This is a genomic window from Leyella stercorea (assembly GCF_021531355.1).
Lineage (GTDB): Bacteria > Bacteroidota > Bacteroidia > Bacteroidales > Bacteroidaceae > Prevotella.
In genome coordinates, this window is record NZ_JADYTS010000028.1 from 1 (window position 1) to 24412 (window position 24412).

At 45.5% G+C, this 24412-nt stretch carries 25 protein-coding genes; 24 read left to right on the forward strand and 1 reads right to left on the reverse strand.

All coding sequences use genetic code 11. From position 1 onward, the window contains the following. Window positions 1–78: 78 nt before the first annotated feature. From I6E38_RS07605 to I6E38_RS07640, 8 genes are all read left to right on the forward strand, one after another. Complete coding sequence (locus I6E38_RS07605) at window positions 79–3144, forward strand: YobI family P-loop NTPase (RefSeq protein ID WP_369681302.1); 3066 nt, start codon at window positions 79–81, stop codon at window positions 3142–3144. Between the two features lie 171 nt (window positions 3145–3315). Continuing rightward, window positions 3316–3558 (forward strand): hypothetical protein, encoded by a 243-nt coding sequence (locus I6E38_RS07610; protein ID WP_235393405.1) that lies wholly within the window; start codon window positions 3316–3318, stop codon window positions 3556–3558. Window positions 3559–3622: 64 nt separating this feature from the next. Beyond that, entirely contained in the window at window positions 3623–4198 is a 576-nt protein-coding gene (locus tag I6E38_RS07615) for an outer membrane beta-barrel protein (protein ID WP_235393406.1), read from the forward strand. A gap of 13 nt (window positions 4199–4211) precedes the next feature. Next, window positions 4212–5141: a CsgG/HfaB family protein gene (locus I6E38_RS07620; protein WP_235393407.1), complete on the forward strand. Its 930-nt coding sequence runs from the start codon at window positions 4212–4214 to the stop codon at window positions 5139–5141. Next, window positions 5138–5476 (forward strand): hypothetical protein, encoded by a 339-nt coding sequence (locus tag I6E38_RS07625; protein WP_235393408.1) that lies wholly within the window; start codon window positions 5138–5140, stop codon window positions 5474–5476. Before I6E38_RS07620 ends, I6E38_RS07625 begins: the two co-directional genes overlap by 4 nt. 2 nt (window positions 5477–5478) lie before the next feature. After that, a complete protein-coding gene (locus I6E38_RS07630) occupies window positions 5479–5832 on the forward strand; it encodes a DUF4810 domain-containing protein (protein ID WP_235393409.1) in 354 nt (117 codons plus the stop codon). After that, entirely contained in the window at window positions 5829–6500 is a 672-nt protein-coding gene (locus I6E38_RS07635) for a GNA1162 family protein (protein WP_235393410.1), read from the forward strand. Before I6E38_RS07630 ends, I6E38_RS07635 begins: the two co-directional genes overlap by 4 nt. 44 nt (window positions 6501–6544) lie before the next feature. Next, on the forward strand, window positions 6545–6901 hold the full coding sequence (locus I6E38_RS07640; RefSeq protein WP_235393411.1) for a lipocalin-like domain-containing protein: 357 nt from the start codon (window positions 6545–6547) through the stop codon (window positions 6899–6901). Here the strand turns inward: I6E38_RS07640 and I6E38_RS07645 are convergent. Next, window positions 6882–7550: a M23 family metallopeptidase gene (locus I6E38_RS07645; protein WP_235393412.1), complete on the reverse strand. Its 669-nt coding sequence runs from the start codon at window positions 7548–7550 to the stop codon at window positions 6882–6884. The genes I6E38_RS07640 and I6E38_RS07645 overlap by 20 nt on opposite strands. Window positions 7551–7833: 283 nt before the next feature. Between I6E38_RS07645 and I6E38_RS07650 the strand changes: the two genes are divergently transcribed. The 16 genes from I6E38_RS07650 (at window position 7834) to I6E38_RS07725 (ending at window position 24411) form a co-directional block, all read left to right on the forward strand. Further along, window positions 7834–8589, forward strand: coding sequence for a DUF4099 domain-containing protein (locus tag I6E38_RS07650; protein ID WP_235393413.1), 756 nt, complete (start codon window positions 7834–7836; stop codon window positions 8587–8589). Window positions 8590–8697: 108 nt separating this feature from the next. Continuing rightward, complete coding sequence (locus tag I6E38_RS07655) at window positions 8698–8907, forward strand: hypothetical protein (protein ID WP_027324261.1); 210 nt, start codon at window positions 8698–8700, stop codon at window positions 8905–8907. Window positions 8908–8930: 23 nt separating this feature from the next. Continuing rightward, window positions 8931–10565: a hypothetical protein gene (locus I6E38_RS07660; protein WP_235393414.1), complete on the forward strand. Its 1635-nt coding sequence runs from the start codon at window positions 8931–8933 to the stop codon at window positions 10563–10565. A 25-nt stretch (window positions 10566–10590) separates the two neighbouring features. Further along, window positions 10591–12063 (forward strand): toprim domain-containing protein, encoded by a 1473-nt coding sequence (locus I6E38_RS07665; protein WP_235393415.1) that lies wholly within the window; start codon window positions 10591–10593, stop codon window positions 12061–12063. Window positions 12064–12068: 5 nt separating this feature from the next. Beyond that, entirely contained in the window at window positions 12069–12560 is a 492-nt protein-coding gene (locus I6E38_RS07670; protein ID WP_027324264.1) for a PH domain-containing protein, read from the forward strand. Then, entirely contained in the window at window positions 12541–13293 is a 753-nt protein-coding gene (locus I6E38_RS07675; protein WP_407936650.1) for a hypothetical protein, read from the forward strand. Before I6E38_RS07670 ends, I6E38_RS07675 begins: the two co-directional genes overlap by 20 nt. Window positions 13294–13348: 55 nt before the next feature. Further along, window positions 13349–14017, forward strand: coding sequence for a hypothetical protein (locus I6E38_RS07680; RefSeq protein ID WP_235393432.1), 669 nt, complete (start codon window positions 13349–13351; stop codon window positions 14015–14017). 56 nt (window positions 14018–14073) lie between these two features. Further along, on the forward strand, window positions 14074–14745 hold the full coding sequence (locus I6E38_RS07685; RefSeq protein WP_235393416.1) for a hypothetical protein: 672 nt from the start codon (window positions 14074–14076) through the stop codon (window positions 14743–14745). Window positions 14746–14770: 25 nt separating this feature from the next. Next, entirely contained in the window at window positions 14771–15601 is an 831-nt protein-coding gene (locus tag I6E38_RS07690; RefSeq protein WP_235393417.1) for a M23 family metallopeptidase, read from the forward strand. Window positions 15602–15639: 38 nt separating this feature from the next. After that, entirely contained in the window at window positions 15640–15906 is a 267-nt protein-coding gene (locus I6E38_RS07695) for a hypothetical protein (RefSeq protein ID WP_235393433.1), read from the forward strand. A 10-nt stretch (window positions 15907–15916) separates the two neighbouring features. Next, window positions 15917–17320 (forward strand): hypothetical protein, encoded by a 1404-nt coding sequence (locus I6E38_RS07700; protein WP_235393418.1) that lies wholly within the window; start codon window positions 15917–15919, stop codon window positions 17318–17320. 10 nt (window positions 17321–17330) lie between these two features. Continuing rightward, window positions 17331–17771: a DUF4494 domain-containing protein gene (locus tag I6E38_RS07705; protein WP_235393419.1), complete on the forward strand. Its 441-nt coding sequence runs from the start codon at window positions 17331–17333 to the stop codon at window positions 17769–17771. Window positions 17772–17787: 16 nt separating this feature from the next. Continuing rightward, window positions 17788–20214, forward strand: a complete 2427-nt coding sequence (locus I6E38_RS07710; RefSeq protein WP_235393420.1) for a MutS N-terminal domain-containing protein — start codon at window positions 17788–17790, stop codon at window positions 20212–20214. Between the two features lie 13 nt (window positions 20215–20227). Then, the gene (locus I6E38_RS07715) at window positions 20228–21814 is read left to right on the forward strand and encodes a glucosaminidase domain-containing protein (protein ID WP_235393421.1); all 1587 of its coding nucleotides are present in this window, start codon (window positions 20228–20230) and stop codon (window positions 21812–21814) included. Window positions 21815–21838: 24 nt separating this feature from the next. After that, window positions 21839–22450: a hypothetical protein gene (locus I6E38_RS07720; protein WP_235393422.1), complete on the forward strand. Its 612-nt coding sequence runs from the start codon at window positions 21839–21841 to the stop codon at window positions 22448–22450. 11 nt (window positions 22451–22461) lie between these two features. Continuing rightward, window positions 22462–24411, forward strand: coding sequence for an ArdC family protein (locus I6E38_RS07725; protein ID WP_235393423.1), 1950 nt, complete (start codon window positions 22462–22464; stop codon window positions 24409–24411). The last annotated feature ends 1 nt before the right edge of the window (window position 24412 follow it).

Genomic DNA, 24412 nt, shown 5'->3' on the forward strand with positions numbered 1-24412 from the left:
TACTGAAAGCTGCTACTAACGACTCATAAATCTACCCTTAATCGTGTATTGGATGATAGTTGCGGATTTTAGGATCAACTGTTCAATTTTGGTAATCTCTGGAATACAGCCTTTGATTGTGTTGCTGTTCTTTGGTTATTGTATGCCTTATTTTACCTATTCAGATATATACTGAGGTCGTATGGTAACTCCAAGCTTAATAAACTGAATCTTAAAGACGGAGAAATCGAATTAGTTGAGGATAATTCCATATTCAACAAGCATCTTGACGAGATTCTGTACTTCTTTCAAGTAACAAAATACAATGTTGTCATCATAGAAGATCTAGATAGATTCGGAACGTCGAACATATTCTTGAAACTCAGGGAACTTAACCAATTGGTCAACGAATCTAAGATTGTTGGCCGACACATTACGTTCGTATATGCAATTAGGGACGATGTATTTAAGGACGAAGAGCGCACTAAGTTCTTTGACTATATCACAACAGTCATACCTGTAATAAACCCTTCGAACTCAAAGGATAAATTAAAAGAACTACTCATTTCTAAGGGCTTTGAAGAGAACGAAATACCAGATGAAGATCTGTCAGAAATGGCATTCTTTATCCAAGATATGCGCATACTCACCAATATCGTAAATGAGTATAAGCAATATAGGGAAAAACTATGTACTGGTCAAGCTCAAAAGTTAAACCTTACAAAGTTATTGGCAATGATAGTGTACAAGAACTACTATCCCCAAGACTTTGCACAACTACATCGCAGAGAGGGGAAAGTGTATTCATGTATAAGCAAAAAACGTCAATTTGTAGAAGATGCCATCAAAGGCATTAAGAAGAGAAGTGAGGAAATACAAAAAGAGGAAGAGGCTTATTTTAATGAAAAGCATATCAAAATAGAAGAGCTAAGACTATTGCTACTCTATAGAATTAAGAACGCAACAAATAATAGAATGTATAGAATATGCCTTGGTGATAAATGTTGTGTATTAGAAGACATTGCAAAGGATAGTGGATTGTTTGATAAACTAATCACACAATCTTCTATACGATACGAATATTATGATTATTATGACAGAATATCCTCAAAGTCTGGTTCTATCGATTTGAAAACAATAGACAAAGACACGAACTACCTTGGTAGAATCACTCTATTGGAGAAAGAGCCGAGTAAATTTCAAGTACAATATCAGAAAACCAAGAATGAACAAAAAGCAGTGAAATCTTTACGGCTTAAAGACATTATATCCCAATATAACCTGTCTGAATCAGAGTTGTATCAGTCCATACAACTCACTCCCATGCAGGATGTATTTCTTCGCCGTGGTTATATCGACGAGGAATACTATGACTACATATCATATTTCTATGAAGGAATGGTATCACAGTCTGATAGAGAACTGCTTTTGAACATCAAACGCCAAATATGCCAGCCCAACGACTATCATATTGATAAGATTGAGAATTTTGTAAAAGAACTGAAACCATATATGTTTGAACACAGGTCAATTCTCAATATAGACTTGCTTGATTATATTGCAAATACACATGAACAAAAGGAGAACTTTGACCATTTTATGAAACATTTGGAGAACGAAAATCCACAGTTAGACTTTTTGGTGGATTACTACACTTATGGGAAATGTAACCGAACCGTTTTTGAGCATATTGTAAAATGGAACAAAACTAAAGCATGGGAAATAATGTGTGTAAACTCACCTGCAATTAAGAAAGAGACCCTCACGGAAGCTTTCTTAAAGTACTGTGGTGAATTGGAGCCTTGTACGCAAGCGTGGGTGAATTCAAATTATACATTCCTAACAAATCGAGTAGATAGCATTGGATTAGATAGATGTCTGGAGATTGCATGTGAAAGTGTTTTTGAAAGTATTCAAGCTAATAATGATGACATATTGGACTGTGTCATTGAAAGCAACAGTTATACGCTTTCTATTGACAATTTAGTTGTTATTGTCCACCGCCTCATGCCCTCAGACAGCACCCTAAATACTGATACACTTAATTATACTCGTATTTTAGCAACGCAGAATAATAGAGTAATAAACAACGTCAACTCAAATATTGGAGAGGTCATCAAATTACTTCATGACAAGGAAAAGGATGAAAGTACAGAGAGCATTCTTTACATTTTGAATAACGTCAACATTGAGACCCTGACAAAGGAACTATATCTTAAAGGTCAGCATAATCAAATAGCAAACTTTGACGATATTATAGACTCTTCGTTATACACATTAGCTATTAAAGATTATCTTGTTGCGCCGACCTGGGATAATGTAATGACATACTATAATCACTGTAAGAATGTCACAGAGGAGTTAGTCAACTACATGGAACATTATGTGTCTGAACTGGCTGCAATAACAATACGAGAACAAGATCCAGCGAACGACCTCTTTGAGGAATTGCTGGCTAAGAATATTCTGTCCATTTCTACCTATAAGTCCTTTGCAACAACCTTTACCACAGTATTTGACTACTCATGTAAAGCCCTAAAAACTTTAGAGAATGAACGTTTGGGGATTCTAATTGACAAGGAGAAATTGGCTTTTAATCAGGATGTTCTGAGCGTAATAAATGACACATCCGCTCTTTGTCATTACATAGAGCATTTTTACCCACAATTTCGCTCACATTGTACTTGGTCATTTAATTGGACCGAAGAATTGGCAATTTTGGTAATAAATAAGGAAATAGGTTTTTCTGATTCTTCATTAGAAGTAGTGAATGCGATACCCAAATCCTTCCGCATACAGCCCAAACTGGCAAATAAGTTAGCTACAATATATTTAAGGAGAGATGATGCCATAGATGAGGACGAAGATGTATCTATGGCCATTATCAGCCATTGTAATGATGAGAGGAACTCTGTTCAATTAGCTCTTAGGTATATGAAGTTATCGAACGGAAATTTTGATAAAATAGAAAAGGCTTTATGCGCTATAGGCCATAAATATGAGATCCTGACAGACAAGAGTAAACGTCCTTCATTAGAAGGTAAGCATTACCAATTAGAACTTCTTAATTATCTGAAAGGACTTGGGTACATCGCTTCATTCAAAAAAGAGATAAAAGAGAAAAACACCGTGTATAGAGTTTATCCAACAAAGAATAAAGAATAATTTGAAGAGACTAATCGTTCAAATTGTCCTAATACCTATTATATTTAACAGGAAGAGTCACTTCTTCCTGATTTTTTATGCTATTTCATAAACTTTCCATTGTTGTGCAGAAAGACTGCATAGGTTGTATTTTACTTTGCACCCATAAGTTGAACATAAATCGTAAAACGTATGGGACTATTAGATTTCTTATTTGCAGGCGCAGTAATCAATAGCGTTAAGAACGTTAAGAAGGCAAGGTATAACAGCTCGCAACCTACTACGCATGGACATGTTTCCGACTATGACCATGGGTATGAGGAAGGCTACGATGATAGCTGTTACGACCACGGTTATCACGATGATTATGATTGTCATGACACCTACGATTGTGGCGGCTACGACAATGACTGTGAAAATGATGGTGACTGGTAGTACCCGATATTCAGAGGTAGCATTTACGTGATAGTAATAACAAAACTTTAATACATTTATATTTATGAGAAAAATATCATTTGTTCTTTCCATTATTTGGGTAATCGCACTCAACTGCAATGCACAGAGTTCTAATGGGTGTTACAGAGGTTTTATTGATGCCGGTTATTCCATCGGTGTCGGTGATTACGAGTTTGATCGTTTTGAGGTAAACACATCTCACGGCTATCAGTTCAATCCATACTTTTTCCTTGGCGCAGGAGCAGGTCTGCACTTCATGTCTTCATACGAAACAAAGGATATGGATATTCCTCTCGATGTAAGAGACAGTCAGGTAGATATTCCTGTCTTCGCTAATATCAGATGCAATTTCAGCAAGAAGAAGGTGTCTCCATTTGTGGATGTGAAGGGTGGAACATATGTCACAAATAACGGAGGGCTGTATGTCAATGCGTCAGCTGGTTGTCGGTTTGCCATCAATGAGAAACAGGCTGTTAGCCTCGCTGTTGGTTACGCTTCAGAGAAACTGGAGTTTGAGACCTTTGACAGGTTTACAAGCAACACAAGCATGAATTACACCCGAAGTCCAAGGGAACTTGATACTGAGGCGATTACATTGAAATTGGGTTTTGAATTCTAACACATTGCAACATATGAAAAAGGTCATTTTATTTTTCTCGATGTTCGCCATCTGTCTTGGCGCGTCGGCCCAACGCAAAGTTGAGGTTGTAGAACCTACCGTCCAGGCGGCACAGGATGACGGCATGGTATTGAAACGCAAAGTCGCTATTGGTCGTTTCACGAATGAGACGCAGTATGCCAAGGGTATCTTCTATGATAGAGAGAATGACCCTATGGGCAAACAGGCTCTCGACATTTTCTCGTCCAAATTGGCCTCGTCTGGCAAGTTCCTCCTATTGGAAAGAAGTGACCTCGCCACATTGCTGGAAGAATGTCAAAAGGGAGGCACCTCCGCCTCTGTTATTGGTGCTGACTACATGATTATTGGCTCTATCACGGAGTTTGGCCGTAAGGACACGGGTAAGAGTGGTGTGTTCTCTTCACAGAAGACTCAGACGGTGGAAGCCGCAGTCTCTATCAGACTGGTTGACGTTTCTACTGGACTGATCATCTATTCTGATGAAGCCAAGGGCTCTGCTGAGCTTACGACAAAGACCACAATGGGTGTGGGTGGAAAAGCTGGTTATGATGCAACCCTTAGCGACAAGGCTATCTCTGAGGCTATTGGCCAACTGGTGGAGAACATCATCAACAAATGCACGAACAGTCCGTGGAAGACCTACTTCCTTTCTTGTGACAGTGATGCCACGCTCATTGCTGGCGGCAACAGCCAGGGTGTCAAAGAGGGCATGGTATTCAATATCATGACTAAGGGCAAGAAGGTGAAGAACCCACAAACAGGTGTGATGATTACCCTGCCCGGCAAATCGGTGGGAACAGTAAAAGTCATCATGACAGGAGGAGACACTCCAGAGACAGAGTATTCTTTTGTAGAGGTCACCTCAGACGAGACGATTGACTCTACGAACATGTCGAACTACATTATTGAACAAGCAAAATGAAAAAGGCAATCTTTTGTATGTTTGCGGCAGCATCACTGTTGACAGGATGCAAGGCAAACTTCCCCGTAGCACAGCAGACAGGTAAAGAGGACATGGCTTACCTCCTGTTTGTAGGACAGAAAGAATATGGCGGCAAAGAGGTTCAAGTGACCATCGACAATGCCGAACCGTTTACGGCAAAAGTCGTCAAATCGAAGAAAGCCAACAGAAGAGGCACGCAATACGGCATCGGTACAGGTACCAAGAGCCTCGTGGTGAAATGTGATGGAAAGACGTTGTATCAGAAGAAGATATTCGTCTCTACACAGGAAGTCAAACAAATAATATTACCATAGCGATGAAGAAACTTATTTTTCCCGTAGCAGTGATAGCTGCAATGTTGGCAGTCAGCTCCTGCACAACGACCAAAACGTTGTACTCCTGGTATGACTATGAGGATGCGACGTATCAGTACCATAAGAGATCAACAGAAGAACTGCAGGTCAAAGTACTTGAGCAGTACAAGAAAATCACCGAGAAGCAAAGGGGTGTGAGGGGCGTAGTGCCACCAGGAATGTATGCTGAGTATGGCTATCTCCTTTACAAGACCGGAAAGAAAGATGAGGGTCTCGCTTTCCTGAAAAAGGAAGTGGAACTCTATCCTGAGTCTGATACTTACATTTCACGAATCATTAAACAGCTTGAAAAATGAAAAAACTTATATTGTTTGCACTTGTAGCAATAACGCTTGCTTCGTGCTCTACCCCAAAAACGATGGGAGAACAGTATGCTGCTATGTATGATGAGAAGCCAGTGGCTATAGCAGTAATGCCTCCCATCAACAGGACGACCCATGCAGAGGCAAAGGATTTTTTCTATACCACCATGTATCTGCCTCTCTGTGAAAAAGGTTACTACGTCTATTCTCCCTATCTGACCATGGAGATGTTCCAGCAAGAGAGTGCCTATGATGCCGAGATGTTTCTTGAAAACGATCTGACGACATTCAGGAATGTGCTTGGCGCAGATGCCGTCATGTTCACCATCATCAAGGATTGGCGCAGAAACAATGTAGGTGGAAAACTCAAAGTCAATATCGAATACATTCTTCGGTCAACAAAGACTGGACAAACTCTTTATCAAAGGGAAGGTGAAATCTCGGTTGACACCAGTGTCAATTCTGGGGGTGGCGGCTTTGGAGCACTTGCAAGTTTGATTGCCACAGCTATTAATACCGCTGCTACTGACAAAGTCATTGCCGGTCGTAAATGTAATGCATTCGTACTGTCAGACCTGCCCGCAGGAAAGTATTCGAATCAATATGAAGTGGATAAGAGGAATCCAGCTGGAAAGCCTATAATAAAAGCAACTGTAAAATAAAAAAATGTATTATGAAAAAGTATCTATTCTTACTCCTTACCCTTGTGGTAACATCACTTGCGTTTGTCTCATGCAGCGATGATGATGATGACAATCAGTACAACTCTGCCATTGTTGGCACATGGAAGGTAACCGAAGTAAAAACGAGTCAGTCTGGAAGCTACATGGACTGGCCATTCAAGACAACGTATGCCTCCTTCAAGTCCGATGGTACATACTATGGTTCTGGCTATTTTGGCACAGGAAGTGGCACATGGTCTATTAAGGGCAACACGGTAAACACATATGTTGGTGGCGAGTTGTACGCTTCTTATGAAATTATTTCTGTAACATCAACTACCTCTGAGTTGAAGATGTCAATGGGTAGTGACGCTATATGGATTAAATGCAAGAAGGAGTAATCATTCCTTTCACATAGTTCAAAAGGATGGCAGGGTCAATGACCTTACCATCTTTTTTTGTTGTTAGGTGAAGGTGGGGGCCTGTTGACAGGCCGGTATTCCCAGAGACGGCAATGACCTCTCCTGCATGGACATACTGCCCATCACGAACAAGAATGGAAGACAGGTGACAATAGCTGATAGAATAACTATCTGTTTGTATAATAACATATTTGCCGGAACGCTTGTTTTGTCCAATGCTCACCACCTTACCTGGGAACATGGAAAACACATTTTCATAGTGAGCTTTCAAGTCCACCCCATTGTGCATACAGTACCTATGCAAGATAGGATGATGCCGCATACCGAACCGAGAAGTTATATGAATGCGTTTCAATGGCAACGAAGCATGAAGGAACGGCAACAGACCATCAGAGAGGTTGCTACTGCCTGTAACAGATCCATTCATGTATTCTTCATCAGGCAAGTCCTCCACGGAATCTATTGACGCAACACTATCCACAGAAGCAGGCAGCACTGTTATCTGTGGATTTTTCTTTTTGTATATACGCTTACTCTTTACCTGTCCGATAGTGTTGAACTGGGCACGAGTAACAGAACATGATACAAAGAGTAAGAGTATAGAAATGAGTATGCTTTTCGTTTTCATTCTGCAAAGATAGTCAGACTGGATTTTATATAACTAAAACCTAATGCACTGGCTTTTTCTCCCTAACTTTATTTATGCTTATAGTATGATTATTGAGCAAAAATCATACAACTATCATAACGATATATAAAACTAACACGATAACAGCTGACGCATAAATCTACTTCAATATATCAACCGTAACTTTGCTTTCGAATTGGCTGACTACACAGCGGTCAATCCTTACGTATCGGCACATGGAAGCGAGTCAAATAAAGAATAATGTATAATTGAAAAAAAGCAAATGAATTACAGTTTTGAAGAGAACGAGATGCCTTTTGACATCCTCGAACGTTTCGGTCTGACGCAGACCATGATAGAAGACCTGCCTACCGATGTCCTCCAGAACATCTACAATGGCAGGAAGTCACCAGTCTTGCCTGTACATATCACGGCAGACGATGGTGAAGAAGTAAAGGCAAGAACCCGATTCTGTCTTGTTAGAACGGAAGAAGGTGGTGTCGATGTACTCTTCTATCCCCAACTTGACGAGTATGACCTCAAATTGTTCAATGAGACCCAAAGTCAGAACCTTCTTGCAGGAAAGCCGATCATTGGACATTTAGAAAGCAACGAGGTCGGCAAGGAGCTTGGTGGAAAGTCTTTCTTCCAGCTTGATCCGGAAAGCAAGCAGGTCATGAGCGTTCCGACCCCTGTCATTGGTCGAAACATACAGTATATCGCCGACCGCTATCACCTCACTGGCGCAGAGATGCAGAAATTGCAGAACGGAGACATCCTCACCATCATTGAAGACGAGGAAGAATATTCCATTGGTATAGACCTCAATGCAAAGACTGGCATCCGTTTCGCAGCAGGCAACGACATGGTCTGGAAGCGTGAAGGCAAGCGTGAATGGGACAAGTACAGTTTTGGCATCTTTGGCTGCTGGGCAATGGAAGAAGCAGGTAACCTCGACTATGTACCCGAGGAAAGCTACACAGAAGAGATGTGGAACGAACTGAACAACAAGAGCAGAGCCAAAGCCATCAAGCTTTGAGTAGCACACCATCGTTGCACCCACATGCTCTTTCAACAAAGAGAAAGTATAAGGGCATATACCAAACAAAAGGAAGCCTACAGTAACAACCCTCAAAAACAAAACAATATGGCAAATGTAAAATACTACCCAGAAGATGTGCTCGTGGAGAAAGTCCAGAGCGGAGAATATGGCTGGCTCGACTATATCAACCATCACTCACCAGAATGGCAGAAGGAATACACCGCTTACTGCATGGAGAGAAATCTCGTCGTGAATGAAGAATCGGCAGAGGAATTTGTCGATTGGAAGGGTGAGCAGATTGAAGCCGGTGAATAAGTAATGTAACACCATTATAGAATATGTCTATCAGATCAAACTCATTACCAGTAGGAAGAGACCTGTCTCCAGAACTTCAGGAGATACTCCGACGCAATGGAATGCAAGCCCACATCATCCGAAAAGGAGAAGGTTATCAGCTTGCAGTCCAAGGACATGACTCTCCCCTGCTGACATACTCCATCACAGTGCAGCAGATGAGAGACCTCGTTGACTGGGGCACCAATTCAGCCAACAAGAAAGCCTACAACACCTTTGCCTCCCTCGTGAGCAATGATTTCTATATGCCCCGCAATTTTGTACATGCCCGCAATGCCAACGGACGTGTGGCCATGGGACTTCACGGCTACCGTATAGGCGTAGGTGAATATGGCCGACTGCCATGGGACAGACGATGCGCCCACATGATGATGGATCCATACCACGGACGTTTCCTTGGATGGACACCACGAAACCAGGAAGGATTCCACATGCGTCGTGTCGGTGGAGCCATGTTTATGCAAGGAGCACCTTTGGTGCCAGAACGTCCTGACGGCAGGATAAAACCAGGCGAAATGCAGAGCGGCGGCTACGGCTTTTACTATAAAGGTGGACAAAAGAACATGGTGCAGCAACCTTCACAGGACGTATTGTCAGACTTGCAATCTGTCATTCCCCCTGTGGAGGTGCGCCCTCGTTCTACAGAACCCGCAAAGCCATACAACGAGCTGATTACCTCCAAGGTCTATTTCAGTAACGAGAAGTGGCAGGAGTGCCTTGCTTCTCATGGCATTGTCATTGACCCAACAAGCAAAACACTGACTATCCAGTCCACAGCGACCCGACAAGACTTTGTCTATGATCTTACCGACGAAGAGTTGAGAAAGCTCACCAGTAACTCCATCAAGGAAGTGCCTGTTCAGAATCGCATTGACCTCATCAACAATGTCATCAAGAATGATTTTCAGGACAAGCTGACTATGGATATGCTCAACTCAAAAGAGCAGATAGGTCTGAAACTCACCCCCGAGGTTGAAGCGGAACTCAACAGCCGGCAACAGATTGTTATCGACCAATCACAGCCACTTGTTTATGACGATCAAGCCGTAGTCGAGCCAGAAGACCGCAGTGTGGCCCATGTCGATGGCAACAGTCTTTACGAGATAAATGAAGGCAAAGGATGGTTCCGCGAAGGCAAGCACGGACGAGAAGTTCAGGTCGATGACATCAAGGTGGAGCCTGTCCGTGACGAGAAGGGCGAGATACAGAAAGACGAGAAAGGCAATGCCCTGTTCCGCATGACCGCCGTCATCAACGGTGAAAGTATCAGCCATGAGATTACCCAAAAGCAGTATGACAAATTCATGGCCATCGATGATTATCATCGCATGAAGCTCTTTTCTCATATCTTCAAGGAAGTCGATATGAAGAATGTGCCAGGTATGCAGTCAAACATCGGTGCAAAGATAGGAGGAGCCCTCCTTGCCGGCATTGCTGTCATGGGAGAATTAGGCAGAGACCGATACGCACCTGCCGTATTTGTAGAACATCACCACGACCCACGTCCTCACGTCTATTTCAAAGGCAGTGTTGACTCACCCCAAGACCTCGCTTCAAGAGCCTTCGATGCAGGGCTCAATGCAGGAGAACATGGCGTAGGCATGGGACATGGAAGGTAAACCATAAAATACAGATTTTCTGCCAATGACAGACGAACAGACATTTGGGAACTACCGTAATCGTCTTGACATCCGGGACGTGTTGGAAGACGCAGGCTATACGCTCTACAAGCGTGATGGCTTGCGCTATCCTGCATATGTCCGTTTGGACAGTGACGGACGCAGAATCAGTGGTGACAAATACATTGTCAGCCCTGGTCGCAACTGCTGTTTCCAGCCACCCACAATCAAGCTCTACTCCGTCACCTCCTTCATTTGGGAGCATCCAGACCTCTTCTCAGAATACAAGCAAGGTATCAAAGAGTCTGCCCTTGTCCATAAAGTGTGCCAGCGGCTTCTCAATATGCCTGTAGAGCAAACAAGAAAGAGAGTCTTTGATCCCGTGCGTGATGGAAAGCCTTTCGATATGAAGGACTATCAAGTTCAGCATTTCCATCCCAATGACTTTGACTCTCAGAAGCCATTCTATGCCTTCTTCAAGTCCAGAGGGATAGATTTTGCTACACGCTGTGCCTTTCATGATAGTTTTGTACTTGCTACAAAGACAGACATAGATGGCAGCATCTACAAGAACCTCTCCTTTCCCATGCACATTCCCGGGCAACCAGACAGATGTGTTGGATTCGAGGAAAGAGGTTATCCACGCAAGGACGGCACAGCCCGAAAAGGAATGGCGGCAGGCAGCAATGCAAGCGAAGGAGTATGGATGGCCAGCCCCAAGGGAACAGACCTGAAAGATGCCAAGCATGTCTTTATCTTCGAGAGTGCCTATGATGCCATGTCCTTCTTTCAGCTGCGCATGAAGCAGGAGTCGGGATTGGACTATCAGGGACGGCGTGATTTGAAATCGGCAGTCTTTGTCTCCACAGGAGGAAACCCAAGCTACGGACAGATTCATGGTCTCATCACCCACGCCCCCAATGCCACGTTTCACCTTGCTTTCGACAATGACATGGCAGGTAAACAGTTTGCCGTAAACTTTGAGGAGATAGCGAGAGCTATGAGTCCTGTAGCCCCGGACAAAGTGGCAGTTGAGATGAAACCCTTTATAGAGAGCCTGCCAAAACCATTGGAGACAACGAAGGATTTGCTTGCCATTGATGACGAGCAATACGATGAACTTCCCAAGCCGTTACGAGAGCTCTATCTCAAATATGACTCAGCAAGGGAAGAAGCCTTGGAGTATCACTATTCCCCTTTCTTATGTCAGGAAGACAAACAGGATGCTGCGGACAAGATGAATCTGGCATATAAAGAGTTCAAGGATGCATTGTTCGAGAAACTGAATGTGAAGGAGGGACAGAGTCTTCAACCTGTCAAGACCATACGGGAGGCTCCATCAGAAGCTTATAAGGATTTCAATGACGAGTTGTTGGACAAGAAGCAGTATGCCCTCACCGATGTCATAGAAACAGCCTTTGACGATGACGGCATAGACCTGACTGTTGAGCGACAGGAGGAGAACGAAGAAACTAAACATCACGGATTTAAGCGATAAGGAATATGGAAGACATCATCCACAGATTCAAGGTTATCACGTTGCGCCCCCACTGGTCACAATACATCATCTCTCAGGGCTTGGCGTTTATCATCAGCTGCGCCCTCTTTCTCGTAGCAGGACATGACAGCATCACCTACAAGTGGCCGTTTGTCGTTCTCGGTTCCATCATGACATGCTTCATGCTCTATGGTTGCCTGTATCTCCACAAGCTGAGATACATCATCACCTCGGAGCAGCTCATCATCCAGCGTGGAGTCTTGACGAGAACCAGCGACTACATTGAGTTGTACAGAGTCGTTGACTTCAGTGAGAACCGTGATATACTTGAACAGCTGTTCGGCTTGAAGACCGTATGGATTTTCAGCGGCGACCGCACCAATCCCAAGCTCGACATCTACGGCATCAGGGAGAACATCGATGTGGTAAACATTGTACGTACAAGAGTGGAATACAACAAGCGAAGAAAGGGCATCTATGAAATCACCAACAGATAACATCATTATGCGTATCAGAACAATAGCCAAGGAATACGATGGCAGGTGGATGATCGTCTCTGCCATCGCCCTTGCCATGCTCCTGTTTGGGACAAGGGCACATGCCCAAATTGTTTCCAGCAATCCTCTGGAGTATGTTGCTTTGGCAGAGGGCAATGACCTTATCAATGGTCAAATCAAGCATCAGATTGAGGACCAACAAAAGACTGCACTTCTTCAAAACACCATCGCAGCAGAGTTTACTCAGATACACAAATGGGAGAAGAAGTACAACAACTATCTGAAAACAGCATCGGGTTATGCCTCCACGCTGAAAGCATGCACCTCATTATATGATGACGGAGTGAGACTCTTCATCAACCTTTGCTCTTTGCGAAAGGCTATCGCATCCAATCCCCAGGGCATTGTAGCGACGATGAGTATGAACAACCTCTATATCGAGACAGCCACGGAACTCGTCACTGTATATACCACACTCAAAGAAGCCATAGCCAAGGGAGGCAACGAGAACATGCTGACAGGAGCAGAAAGAAGCAAAACCCTTTGGGAGTTGAACGACCGGCTTGCCCAGTTTAACAAGAAACTCACACGCCTGTGTCTCAGCATCCGCTATTACACCATGGCAGATGTATGGAACAATGTGACCGCAGGCATGATAGACAGAAGCAACGCAGAGATTGCCGCCCAGGCACTGGGAAGATGGCGCAGGTGTGCCAATGTAGTAACACCATAATAAAAGATTGTTTCAGGATAACAACATGAGTATTCGCATTTGTTCATACATAAGAATGGTTGTTCTCACCATCCTGTTCTTCGGGAAAGGCGTGAGTCTTCTTGCCCAGGGCAATGACCCTGTATTGGCAGGAATGATACTCATGTACACAGACAAAGCCAAGAAGGAGCTGAAGCAACAAGAGAAGATGATGCTTCTGGAATCCACAGGACATATCTGGATCAAGGAAGAGGTGGAAGGCACCTCTAACCTGCAGAAAGAGTTCAATGACTACCTCGACAAGTTCCACAGCATCATCACCTATGCTGCGCAGATATATGGCTTCTATCATGAGATAGACCGACTCATCGACCAGCTTGGGACATATTCCAAGCAACTTGGCACTCACACCACCAATGCCCTTGCAGTAGCCCTTTCCTCCAATAGAAACAAGCTGTATAGGGAACTCATCATGAACAGCGTTGATATTGTGAATGACGTAAGGCAGGTCTGTTTGTCAGAGACCAAGATGACAGAGAAGGAACGTCTGGAGGTATTGTTTGGCATCCGTCCCAAACTAAAAACCATGAACAGGAAACTCAAAAGGCTGATACGTGCAGTAAAGTACACTTCGCTGGCAGATGTCTGGGCAGAGATTGACTACAATGCCAGGAGCGAGGCTGACAAACCCACCATCGTACAGCAATGCAAAGAACGTTGGAAGAGAAATGCCAAGTTTAGATAAAGTATAAGACATATCAGGATAACAAAATAACAAACAATCAATTATATCATAGAACCATGGGTTGGGCATCATTATTGAAAACTGCTCTCCGTCTTGGCGGTAGAGCAACAAAGGCGACATTCTCCACGATGGGCAGTGCCGCACTACATCCGCAACAGACGTTGAGAGGAATGGGCACGGCAGTAAAGTCTGCGACAGTCGGAGGAGCACTCGGCTATATCGGTTGGGAAAAGCTCACCACAGACAAGAGTGTGGTAGGCATTGTAAGCGATGCTGTCATCGGAGAAAAGACTACAGACAAGATTGGCGATACCATTTCAGACATCAGTGAAGGTGTCCGTGACATAAAAGACTCTGTCAATGGTCTCAGCAACGGTGTCAATGGAGCCGTTGAAAGCATTGACAGCAAATGGGAAGGCATGTCAGGTTTCCTCCGTGCCATGTTCTCTGGTCATGGCGGTGACATGATGGGAAATTTCTTCAGCAACATTGGTCGTGGCAACGTTTCAGGACTGAGCATAGTAGGGCTTATCGTGTCTGCTCTGCTTGTGTTCGGGCGTTTCGGGTGGCTTGGCAAGATAGCAGGAGCCGTTCTCGGCATGATGATGATAGGCAATAATTCCAGTCTGAATCAAGTGTTTGGAGGCAGCAGGGCATCACATAACACCCCATCAGAGAGCAAGCAACCAGAAGTCGAGCATACCAATGGTGGTGGAAGACGCAGATAAACAAAACAACATAAAAGAGTACACAATGCAATTTACACAAGAAATGATGCTGCACTCCGACAGTGGCTATTGCATGCCATTCGAGGAAAGAAACGGAGATGTGCAGATGAGCCTTGGATATGGCAAGCAGAAACATCCGCAAACAGGAGAAACCTTCTTCAATCATGGAGTAGATTTCAAGGTTAACAACTACCTCCTTTCCGCTGTGGCTACCGGCAAGGTCACAGGATTGGGCAATGATGCCGTTCATGGTATCTATCAAGTCACACGCTACGGGGACTATGAAGTCATCTACAGCCACCTGAGCAATATCTTTGCCAACTACGGGAAAGAGGTCAAGGCAGGTCAGGTTATTGCCGTCAGTGGCAGCTCACTGCACATCGAGGTGAAATACAAAGGAGAGGAACTCAACCCTTTGGAGTTTCTGACGATGATCTACAGCAACCTGAAGGTCATGGAGCAGCATGGCAGACCTGGTGCCGCGCCACAGTTCGTCACCTTGGACATGGATGTGCGCACTGCATACGACAAAGACCAGGAAGAGATTGAGAACTTGATGATGCGGTTTTTCCCAGACTACATGACAGACATGAGTAAGGGCATTTACGTCTTACCCGAGCATACGGAGCTTGCCTTGCGCAACATCTTCACCATGTCTGCCATGAAGCATTACTTCTTCGAGACCATTCCAAGCATGGCAAACCCACTGGGCATGGGAGCCAAGAGCATACCCATTGCAGAAAGAGTGCAGAACCTGCTGATAGCCGATTTCCTCAACTATCTTGCCTTGCGACATCAGATATTCCTGTCAAGCATGAGTGCTGTCGAAAAAAAAAAGCCCAAGACAGAGCCATAGCGACGAGTGGTCTGGTGGATCCACTGGCGGGATAGGAGATTGACGTACAGAGTTTCGATATTCCCCGTCTTGTCAGTGTCTATCCAGACAAATCAGGTATCAGATGGTGGACAAAAGCATGGTTTAACAACAGCGAAGCAGGCGAATCCGCCATCGAGATAGAACGTGAGCTCGCCATCAAGTTCATCAATGACAATATTGAGAAAGACGCATGGCTTGAAGAGTATTTCCCGAAGCAGATGGAGGTCTATCACAACGCCATCGAGCAGACCCGAGAACAAATCCTCAATCAATTAAACCTCTAATGTATCAGTTATGGCAGAGTCAGAACAAGACAAAATATTCAGAACAAAGGTAATCCCGATTATGGATAACGTTCGGGACAGGCTTTTGAGAAATCAGGCGGACGAGTTTAGGGAACACTCCTTTTCTTTCGGCAGCTTGATGGCTGGTGCCATTGGTCCAGACGGAGGTATGGCAGCAACCCAATCCTATAATGACAGGTTACGATATACAGGAAAGTGGAACTCCAAGACCACTGAGGACTATATCGAGATGGTCAAGAAAGAGTTGAAGTTCGTAGGAGTCACGGTTGATGCTGCCATGGAGAAGAAGATGATAGACAAGATGATAAAGGACAAGATTCCTCGCTCATCCATTGAATATATCATCAGGAAAGCAGCCACAAGCACCCTTTTCTACCTTCCCCAAGAGGTGGCAAAATCACCTTTGGAAAAAAGCATGGATGCAGAAGCCGAGCGACGTTATAACCCGTCAGCATGGGAGAAGAATACAGGACGTGCCATAGGTTCTGTCACCGACCTCCTCTGTATGGGAGGTTTTGGCGGTGGCTGGAAGACTGCTGCCACCTGGGTCGGCGGCGATCTTGTCTTGTCTCATTTTGCAGATAAGCATGAAGACCGTTCCGATGTTCCCCTTGTCATCCGTCCTGGCATGGAAGAAGAATATCGTAAAGCACAGAAGGCGGTCAAACAGCAAGAGCAAAAGGAGGAGAAGCAAGGCTCCACAGCAGAAAGCAAGGAAGTCGCAGAAGAGGAAACACCGACGGAAACACCCGCATCACCTGAGCAGACACCAGCAGAGCAAGCTGCCGGTACTCCAGAACAGACCAATATGGACGGTTGGCAGGGATTGCTCACCTCTTTTGGACTGAATGGGATTGGAGACATAACCCATAACCTTGGCTATGTGTTGGCCATGCTTCCTGATATGCTTGTAGGATTGTTTACTGGCAAGACGAAGTCCATCAATTTGAAGGACAACATGATGCCTATCGTCTCCATTGTTGCAGGAATGTTTGTCAAAAACCCCATCCTAAAGTTGGTACTCATTGGCATGGGAGGGTTGAACCTCATCAACAAGGCTGGGCATGAAGCGATGGACAACTTTAAGGAACAGCAACATCCAGAGACAAGCCACTCACAGACTCATTACCGTGTCTATCCAAACGAGCCCCTCAATGGGCGTATCGTCAATCCCGAGATACGTGCCAACTGCCTTGTTGCGACGATAGACCGTGTACCCTGCACCATTGCTCTTCCTGACAGGGTTGTTGATGCCTACGAACAGGGAGCGTTACCGCTCAACACCCTTGCCAATGCCGTATTGGCAAGGCATGACCAGATGCGCCAGATGGCATCTGAGAACTATGAGGCAAACGAGCGACAGACCATTGTAAGACCACTTGCTCAAAGATAACAGATCAGATATGAAAAGATATTGGTATAAGTTCCGTGTCAAGTACGGCAAAGTTCTCGACACGGGAAAGCAGAAGAAAGTCAGTGAAGAGTATCTTGTCGATGCAGAGAGTTTCACTGAGACGGAGAAGCGTGCCACCAAGGCAGCTACCGACCTCATTGGTACAAGAGATTTCGACATCACGGCCATCTCACGTGAGCCCATCACTGAAATCCTCCACGAAGAGGAGAATGAAGACAATCACTGGTACAAGACCGTTGTATCATTGGTTAGTGAAGATGCAGAGACAGGGGTAAAGAAGTTCTCGCCGCAGACCATCTATGTCAATGCCTCAAATACCACAGAGGCAGACCGTCTGCTCAGGGAACACATGTCGGACACCCTGTCCGATTGGGAAGTAAAGTCCATCACTGAAACAAAGGTACTTGGAGTGCTGGGCTACAAAGGATAACAAAGACAGCTGAATTATGACAGAAAAGAATCAACAAGAGAAGATGGCCGCAGAACGTCAGGTGGAACTGTTCACCCATGCTTTTGAGAAAGCCAAGGATAATGGAGGCATTTGGTTGGATAACAAAGGCCGTAAGGCTCCCGGACTCTACCAGAAGCATTTGCAGGTATCACCCTTCAATGCCATCATATTGGGCATGCACGCAGACCAGCACAACTACAAGACCAACCAGTACACCCTGTTCTCTGAAGCCAAGAAACGAGGGGAATCCGTACAGACCAAGGAAAAAGGCGTGCCATTCCTATGGTACAGCTGGAACGAGTATGTCAGCAAGAGCAATCCTGATGACAGGATTAGCCGTGCCGACTACCAAACCCTGTCAGCAGAGCAACAGTCCGACTACAAAGGCATCCGAACCCGTGAGGTTCGTGCACTGTTCAATATAGAGCAGACCACATTACCCATGGTTGACAAGACTTCCTATGAGAAGGTAGTACAGGACTACGGGCGGTTGGAAGACCGTGCCGATGTGGCAGCAGCCTCAGAAGAGATCCGACATAGAGTAGAGAATTTGTTGGCAAGTGCAGGTCAGTATATGGTTGAAATCCGTCCCGACTCATCTGGAGTGGCACATTACGACAGCGCGAAGGATGTCATCTTCTTGCCAGAAGTCTCATCCTACGAGCACTATGAGGACTACGCAAGAGATGCCGTTTCTCTCCTTGTCTCTGCCACAGGTCATCAGCAACGCCTTGCCCGTGAAGGAATGGGGGTTAAGAACGGCAAGACCTCACCAGAAGATGCCGAGAAGCAGGAACGCCTGATTGTAGAGGTTGCCACTGCCGTCAAGTTGCAGGAATTGGGCATTTCGGCAAAACTCTCTCCTGAAAGCTTGAAGATGACCGATTATTGGTCAAGGGAACTCAGAGAAAACCCCTGTTTAGTGGACATCGTCGAGAGGGATGTCAACAATGCCGTTGATATGCTCCACAAAGCTGAAAGAGGAGAGAAAGTAGAGCTCAACAGCCAGGCAGCACAGAAACAGATTAACGCCATCCGCAGCATCCTTCCGAAGCATTTCTATGTGGCAGACGAAATCAAGACCTTGCCTAACAGGGACACCAAGGAGTTTGTCATCGTCAAAGACCCCAGCAGCAAGATGGCTGATGTGGTTCTTCCCGAAGGAGCGTCGTTGGGTGCAGACAATGATATTCCAGGAATGAACAAAGGACGTATCGAACATGCTTTGCAGAAAGAAGGTTATGACACGGTCACCTTCTACAATGCCGATGGCTCCATGGGCTATCGTCCTGACGACAGTTTCTTTGACGGAAAGGCTGTTTCCGTTGCCCGGCTCAACAAATGGAACTTAGACACCATCACCCTTCTCGACGTGTCGGATGCCGTCAAGCGTTCTGGTGCCGTTGACTTCGAGAGGATTCTCATGATGCGGGACGATGACGGCAAGTGGGCACTCTACATGAAGCCAGAGAACGAGAAGAGCTTCTGTGTCTATCCTGACAAAACAGATGTCAACCTCTTTTTCACGACCGTGAAGCAAGGTAACGAGGAAGTGACAGAGTCGATGCGTCAGGATATGGCGCAGAAATACTACCTTGCCACCACAGAGAAGCCCGAACAGAGGGTTGACATTTTCAAGAGCGATGCGACTCCCGAAGAACTCAACCAGATTGAGAGAGTCAACATCTTCAAGACCAAGGCTACCGAGACACAACCCAGTGTTATCCTCTGCTTGCCTACGGTAAACGGAGAGAAGCTCAAACCTCGTGAGGTCACCCCCTCTCAATGGCAACGCCTTTGGCTCGCGGATGACATGCAGGACTACAAGAAGCATCTTGCTGCCAGTCTCTTTGCAGATGTTCTGCGTAAGGGTCGCACAGATACTGTCGCTGTAGGTACAGACAAGTCCGAGCAGGAGGCACAGACTGAGGATGTCGCTCAGAAGCCTGTTCAACAAGAAGATAAAACAGAGGAGGATTCCAAGAAGGAAGATAAGCAAAAAGAAGAAGCCAAGGAAGAAACGACAAAGGCAGAGACCAAGGCGGTGGCTGCTGCCAGCCTCTCTCCCATGCTTAAACAATTCTACGACCTCAAAGCCAAGCACCCGGATGCCATTTTGCTATTCCGCTGCGGTGATTTCTACGAGACATACTGCAATGATGCGGAAAAAGCTTCCAAAATACTTGGCATCACACTCACCAGGAGTAATCGCACCAAGGACATTGAGGGCAAGCCGCTCAGCATGGCAGGTTTTCCATACCATGCCCTTGACACCTATCTCCCCAAGTTGATTCGGGCGGGCGAGCGTGTAGCCATCTGTGACCAGTTTGAGGCTCCTAAAAAAAATCAGGAATCCGCTGAAAACCAAGTGGTTGAAAGTGCCAGGCAAGAAGAAAGCAAATCATCTGGAAGACACCGCTAATGTTTAGACCGACATGTCAAAGAACAAAGAATACATAGAGAAATATGCAGAGTATGCCATGGAGCAGATGCGCCGATATGGCATACCTGCTTCTGTTACCTTGGCACAAGGCATCTGTGAGAGCGCAAGCGGACAGAGCGAACTGTCTCGTAAGGGCAACAATCATTTCGGCATCAAGGCTACTTCCAGTTGGATTCAGAACGGAGGCAAATACCTTGTTTATACCGATGACCGTCCAAATGAGAAGTTCTGTCAGTATGCCTCTGTGGGAGACTCCTATGAGCACCACTCCAAGTTTCTGAAAGAGAACAAGCGGTATGCAGCCCTCTTCAAACTCTCTCCAGACGACTACAAGGGATGGACTGCTGGTCTGCAGAAGGCAGGCTATGCTTCCAGCGGCAAGTATGCTTCCACGCTTCAAAGCATCATTGAGGCTAACGACTTGCAGAAATATGACCGCATGGTGATGCAGGAGATGCAGGCACAAGGCAAATCCTTCGGTGTTGCTACAAATCCTCGTAGCAACGAAGGACAGACAGTTCAAACTGCAGAGACGGACTCAGAGAACAAACATTACTCTTATCCCTTGAAGCGCAGTGAGTTTATGCTTGTCACCTCGCCGTTCGGAATGAGGGATGACCCAATGAATCCTGGTGCAAAGCAGATGCACAAGGGCATTGACATCCAAGCGAAGCATGACGAAATCTTTGCTACAGAAGACAAAGGTAAAGTCATCAAGGTGAATAACAACACTGATGGTGGTGCCGGTCGTTATGTCACTGTGGAATACAGCAGACCGAATGGCAACAAGTACCAATGCACATATATGCACCTTAGCCGCATTGATGTCAAGGTTGGCGATGAAGTGAATGCGGGACAAAAACTTGGCATGTCTGGGAATACTGGCACAAGGACAACAGGCGAGCACCTTCATTTCAGCGTCAAGAGTGTGTCATCTGATGGTACAAAAAGGGATATAGACCCAGCTGCCTATCTGGCGGAGATTTCTCAGAAAGGAGGAATTATTCTCCAGACCCTGTATAACGGCAAGGATATTACAGCCCAGTATAAGGCACAAAATCCTATAGATGGAAACACTGTCAGTGAGGTTACAAGCAATCCAGAGGACTGGATGAAGAAGCTGCTTTCTTCCGAAGACAGTGGCGTTAACATGCCTCTTGGAGACCCTGTGATAGAACTCATGATGACTATGTTCACCTCCCTCATGGCTCTTGCATTGCAGATTGACAACAAAAGTGAGGAGGAGAAGATGCAGAAGGCAACGGAAGCTGCCATCACCAAGTCCATCGACCTCACCTCTCTTCTTCCCTCTTATAGAATTTGCTCCATCACTCTACAGGGTAACAAGCCATTCCTTCAAGTGGACAATGGTAGCGTGCAGTTTTCCCGTGAGCTTACAAATGCAGAAATCGTTAAGATACAGCAGACCCTTGGCAACACAGCGTTAAGTCAAGAAGAAAAACGAAGAACCATTGCCACCATCATCAACTCCGCTGTTGTCTCTCACCAAATGTCTCAGAATTATGAGAATGGCATGGGTGCTCAGGCAGACAGACAAGAATCAGTTCAAATCAGATAATTCGTACAACAAAACAATTCTATTATGATCAAATGTAACGTAACAGTATGTGGCACCGTATCACGCCAGGCGCAGATTCGTGCCCACAAAGAAGGGAAACAATTCATCTCGTTCGGAGTGAAAGTCGTTATCCCTGCCAAATCAGGCATCAACAAGACGATTGAAATCAGTGTTGCCAAAGACACGGACAGCCAAGGCGAAGCCGTCAATTATCCTGTTGGTTCACGCATCGAGGTGGCTGGTGTACTCCAGTTTCACAAGAAAGGGGATATCGTCTATTACAACCTCTCCGCTACAGGTGTGAACAACTTCAACGCCAGTAGTCAGGACGCTATCACTGGCAGCATGGAGTTCCGTGGTACCATCGGGAAACAGGTTGATGTGAAGACGGACAAGAAGGGCAATCCCTATACTCTGTTCTCAGCTTACAGCAGTGAGAAAGACGGTGATGCTTACGCTTACACATGGGTGCGTTTCATGCAGTTCGGTTCAGCAAAAGAAGAATGGGTACAGGCAAAAGCTGGCATCAATGCCAAGGGAGACCTGCAAATAGGAGTCTTCAATGACCGCATAGACCTGACTTGCCGTGTGACAGAACTCACACAGTGGGAGAAATCTACCAATCAGTCTAACTAAACGAAACTGATATGACAGGACAAAAGAAATACAATACAGATGGAAAGACCAGTGAAGACAGGGCTCTCGATCTCTTTGCCGACATGATGATTGAACGCATCAAGTCGCTGAGCAGCAAAGATGGTTGGAAGAAGCCCTGGTTCACCGAGGGCTCGCTGTCATGGCCAAAGAACCTTTCTGGACGTGAATACAACGGCATGAACGCCTTGATGCTTATGATGCACTGCGAGAAGAATGGGTACAAGCTCCCGATTTTCTGTACTTTTGACCGTGTCGCCGGGCTCAACTTCACCAAGGACAAGCAAGGCAAGAGACAGCAGGCGAAAGGCAGTGGTGGTGAAGCGTTGCCACAGGTAAGCATTTTAAAAGGCGAGAAGAGTTTCCCTGTCTTTATCACGACCTTTACTGTTGTGGACAAAGAGACCAAGGAGAGGGTGAAGTATGACGACTATAGACTGATGTCAGAGGAACAGAGACAGAAGTATAATGTATATCCAAAATTGCAGGTTTACAATGTCTTCAATGTTTCGCAGACCAATCTTCAGGAAGCACGTCCCGAGCTGTACAAGAAAATCGAGGAATCATGTAGGCAGTCAAAACCGATGGAAATGGGCGAAGACTTCTCATTCCAACCTGTGGATAAGATGATTAAAGAGAACGGGTGGATTTGTCCCATAAAGCCCATCTATGGCGACTCGGCATACTATTCCATCAGCAAGAATGAGATTGTTGTGCCAGAGAAGAAGCAGTTCAAGGATGGGGAATCATTCTACTCCAATCTCTTTCACGAAATGACCCATTCCACAGGTGCAGAGGGGCAGTTGAACCGTATCAAACCTACATCTTTCGGTTCTGAAGAGTATGCCCGGGAGGAACTGGTGGCTGAACTGACTGCTGCATTGACAGCACAGCGATACGGTATGACCAAGCATCTGAAGGGTGATTCCGCTGCCTATCTGAAATCCTGGCTTGACTCACTGAAAGAGTCTCCTCAGTTCATAAAGACCACGTTGATGGACGTGAAAAAAGCCAGTTCGATGCTCACACAGCACATTGACAAGATGGCGTTGGAGATTGAGAAGGAAGAATCCGTCAGGCAGGATAACGGAAATGGAAAAAGCTATCTGTCTGTAGAGGACGGAGACCATGCTGTCTTAGCCTATAATGGTTCCGCGGTGTACATCCAGCATCACGAGAAGGAGGACTCTGTGAAAGTCGCTGTCCCAACGGATAAAGGACTGGAGGTAAAGTTCACCCTTCCCTATGACCACACCAAAGACCTTGACCGAAACTTTCAGGAGGCTTTTGCTCAATACAAAAGTCAGATGGAACCTTCCGAAATGAAAGAGAAAGTCTATTATGCGTCCGTTGCCTACCTGCAATCGACCGATGACACCTCGGAATTGGACAAGCTGAAAGAGCGCGGTGACTATGATGGACTGCTGAGACTTGCCAAGAATTACTATGACGGAAACGGCATGGATGAAGAGCAGACCTATAAGAAACCATGTCAAAACAGGGGCGATGACCTGCTGATTGAGGACAAGGACTTCGCCGTGGTGTATAATGGTAGCGTGGGAGGTACTTATGAAGTATTTGCCAAGTATTCAGAGCAGGATGTCCGCAATCATATAACACGCTATGGCATCGGTCGTGCCAGTGAGGATGTGAAGGAGGTTGCACGGGAAATGACCCATGAGGCATTTACTGGAATGGCTACACGTAAGCTCCCCATCTTACACATGCCTAATGATTCTCTCCTCTATCTTCAGTACAACAAGGAGAAGGACAGCATAGATGTTGGAACCGTAACAAATATCGGATTATCTGTTAAGCATTCATTTCCCTACGACCACGACCAATCCATGGACATGAACATTCAGGGAGTACATGAACAACTCCAGGACATGAAGGAATATCAGCAAGAAGAGCATGTAGCTAAATCAGCCTTTCATCGGTAAA

Coding starts and splice junctions, on each gene's coding strand:
- I6E38_RS07655 (WP_027324261.1), top strand. CDS start 8,698: ATGGCAAATGTAAAATACTACCCAGAAGATGTGCTCGTGGAGAAAGTC.
- I6E38_RS07615 (WP_235393406.1), top strand. CDS start 3,623: ATGAGAAAAATATCATTTGTTCTTTCCATTATTTGGGTAATCGCACTC.
- I6E38_RS07690 (WP_235393417.1), top strand. CDS start 14,771: ATGCAATTTACACAAGAAATGATGCTGCACTCCGACAGTGGCTATTGC.
- I6E38_RS07630 (WP_235393409.1), top strand. CDS start 5,479: ATGAAGAAACTTATTTTTCCCGTAGCAGTGATAGCTGCAATGTTGGCA.
- I6E38_RS07660 (WP_235393414.1), top strand. CDS start 8,931: ATGTCTATCAGATCAAACTCATTACCAGTAGGAAGAGACCTGTCTCCA.
- I6E38_RS07675 (WP_407936650.1), top strand. CDS start 12,541: ATGAAATCACCAACAGATAACATCATTATGCGTATCAGAACAATAGCC.
- I6E38_RS07705 (WP_235393419.1), top strand. CDS start 17,331: ATGAAAAGATATTGGTATAAGTTCCGTGTCAAGTACGGCAAAGTTCTC.
- I6E38_RS07670 (WP_027324264.1), top strand. CDS start 12,069: ATGGAAGACATCATCCACAGATTCAAGGTTATCACGTTGCGCCCCCAC.
- I6E38_RS07610 (WP_235393405.1), top strand. CDS start 3,316: ATGGGACTATTAGATTTCTTATTTGCAGGCGCAGTAATCAATAGCGTT.
- I6E38_RS07725 (WP_235393423.1), top strand. CDS start 22,462: ATGACAGGACAAAAGAAATACAATACAGATGGAAAGACCAGTGAAGAC.
- I6E38_RS07715 (WP_235393421.1), top strand. CDS start 20,228: ATGTCAAAGAACAAAGAATACATAGAGAAATATGCAGAGTATGCCATG.
- I6E38_RS07700 (WP_235393418.1), top strand. CDS start 15,917: ATGGCAGAGTCAGAACAAGACAAAATATTCAGAACAAAGGTAATCCCG.
- I6E38_RS07625 (WP_235393408.1), top strand. CDS start 5,138: ATGAAAAAGGCAATCTTTTGTATGTTTGCGGCAGCATCACTGTTGACA.
- I6E38_RS07645 (WP_235393412.1), bottom strand. CDS start 7,550: ATGAAAACGAAAAGCATACTCATTTCTATACTCTTACTCTTTGTATCA.
- I6E38_RS07710 (WP_235393420.1), top strand. CDS start 17,788: ATGACAGAAAAGAATCAACAAGAGAAGATGGCCGCAGAACGTCAGGTG.
- I6E38_RS07635 (WP_235393410.1), top strand. CDS start 5,829: ATGAAAAAACTTATATTGTTTGCACTTGTAGCAATAACGCTTGCTTCG.
- I6E38_RS07620 (WP_235393407.1), top strand. CDS start 4,212: ATGAAAAAGGTCATTTTATTTTTCTCGATGTTCGCCATCTGTCTTGGC.
- I6E38_RS07680 (WP_235393432.1), top strand. CDS start 13,349: ATGGTTGTTCTCACCATCCTGTTCTTCGGGAAAGGCGTGAGTCTTCTT.
- I6E38_RS07720 (WP_235393422.1), top strand. CDS start 21,839: ATGATCAAATGTAACGTAACAGTATGTGGCACCGTATCACGCCAGGCG.
- I6E38_RS07650 (WP_235393413.1), top strand. CDS start 7,834: ATGAATTACAGTTTTGAAGAGAACGAGATGCCTTTTGACATCCTCGAA.
- I6E38_RS07685 (WP_235393416.1), top strand. CDS start 14,074: ATGGGTTGGGCATCATTATTGAAAACTGCTCTCCGTCTTGGCGGTAGA.
- I6E38_RS07665 (WP_235393415.1), top strand. CDS start 10,591: ATGACAGACGAACAGACATTTGGGAACTACCGTAATCGTCTTGACATC.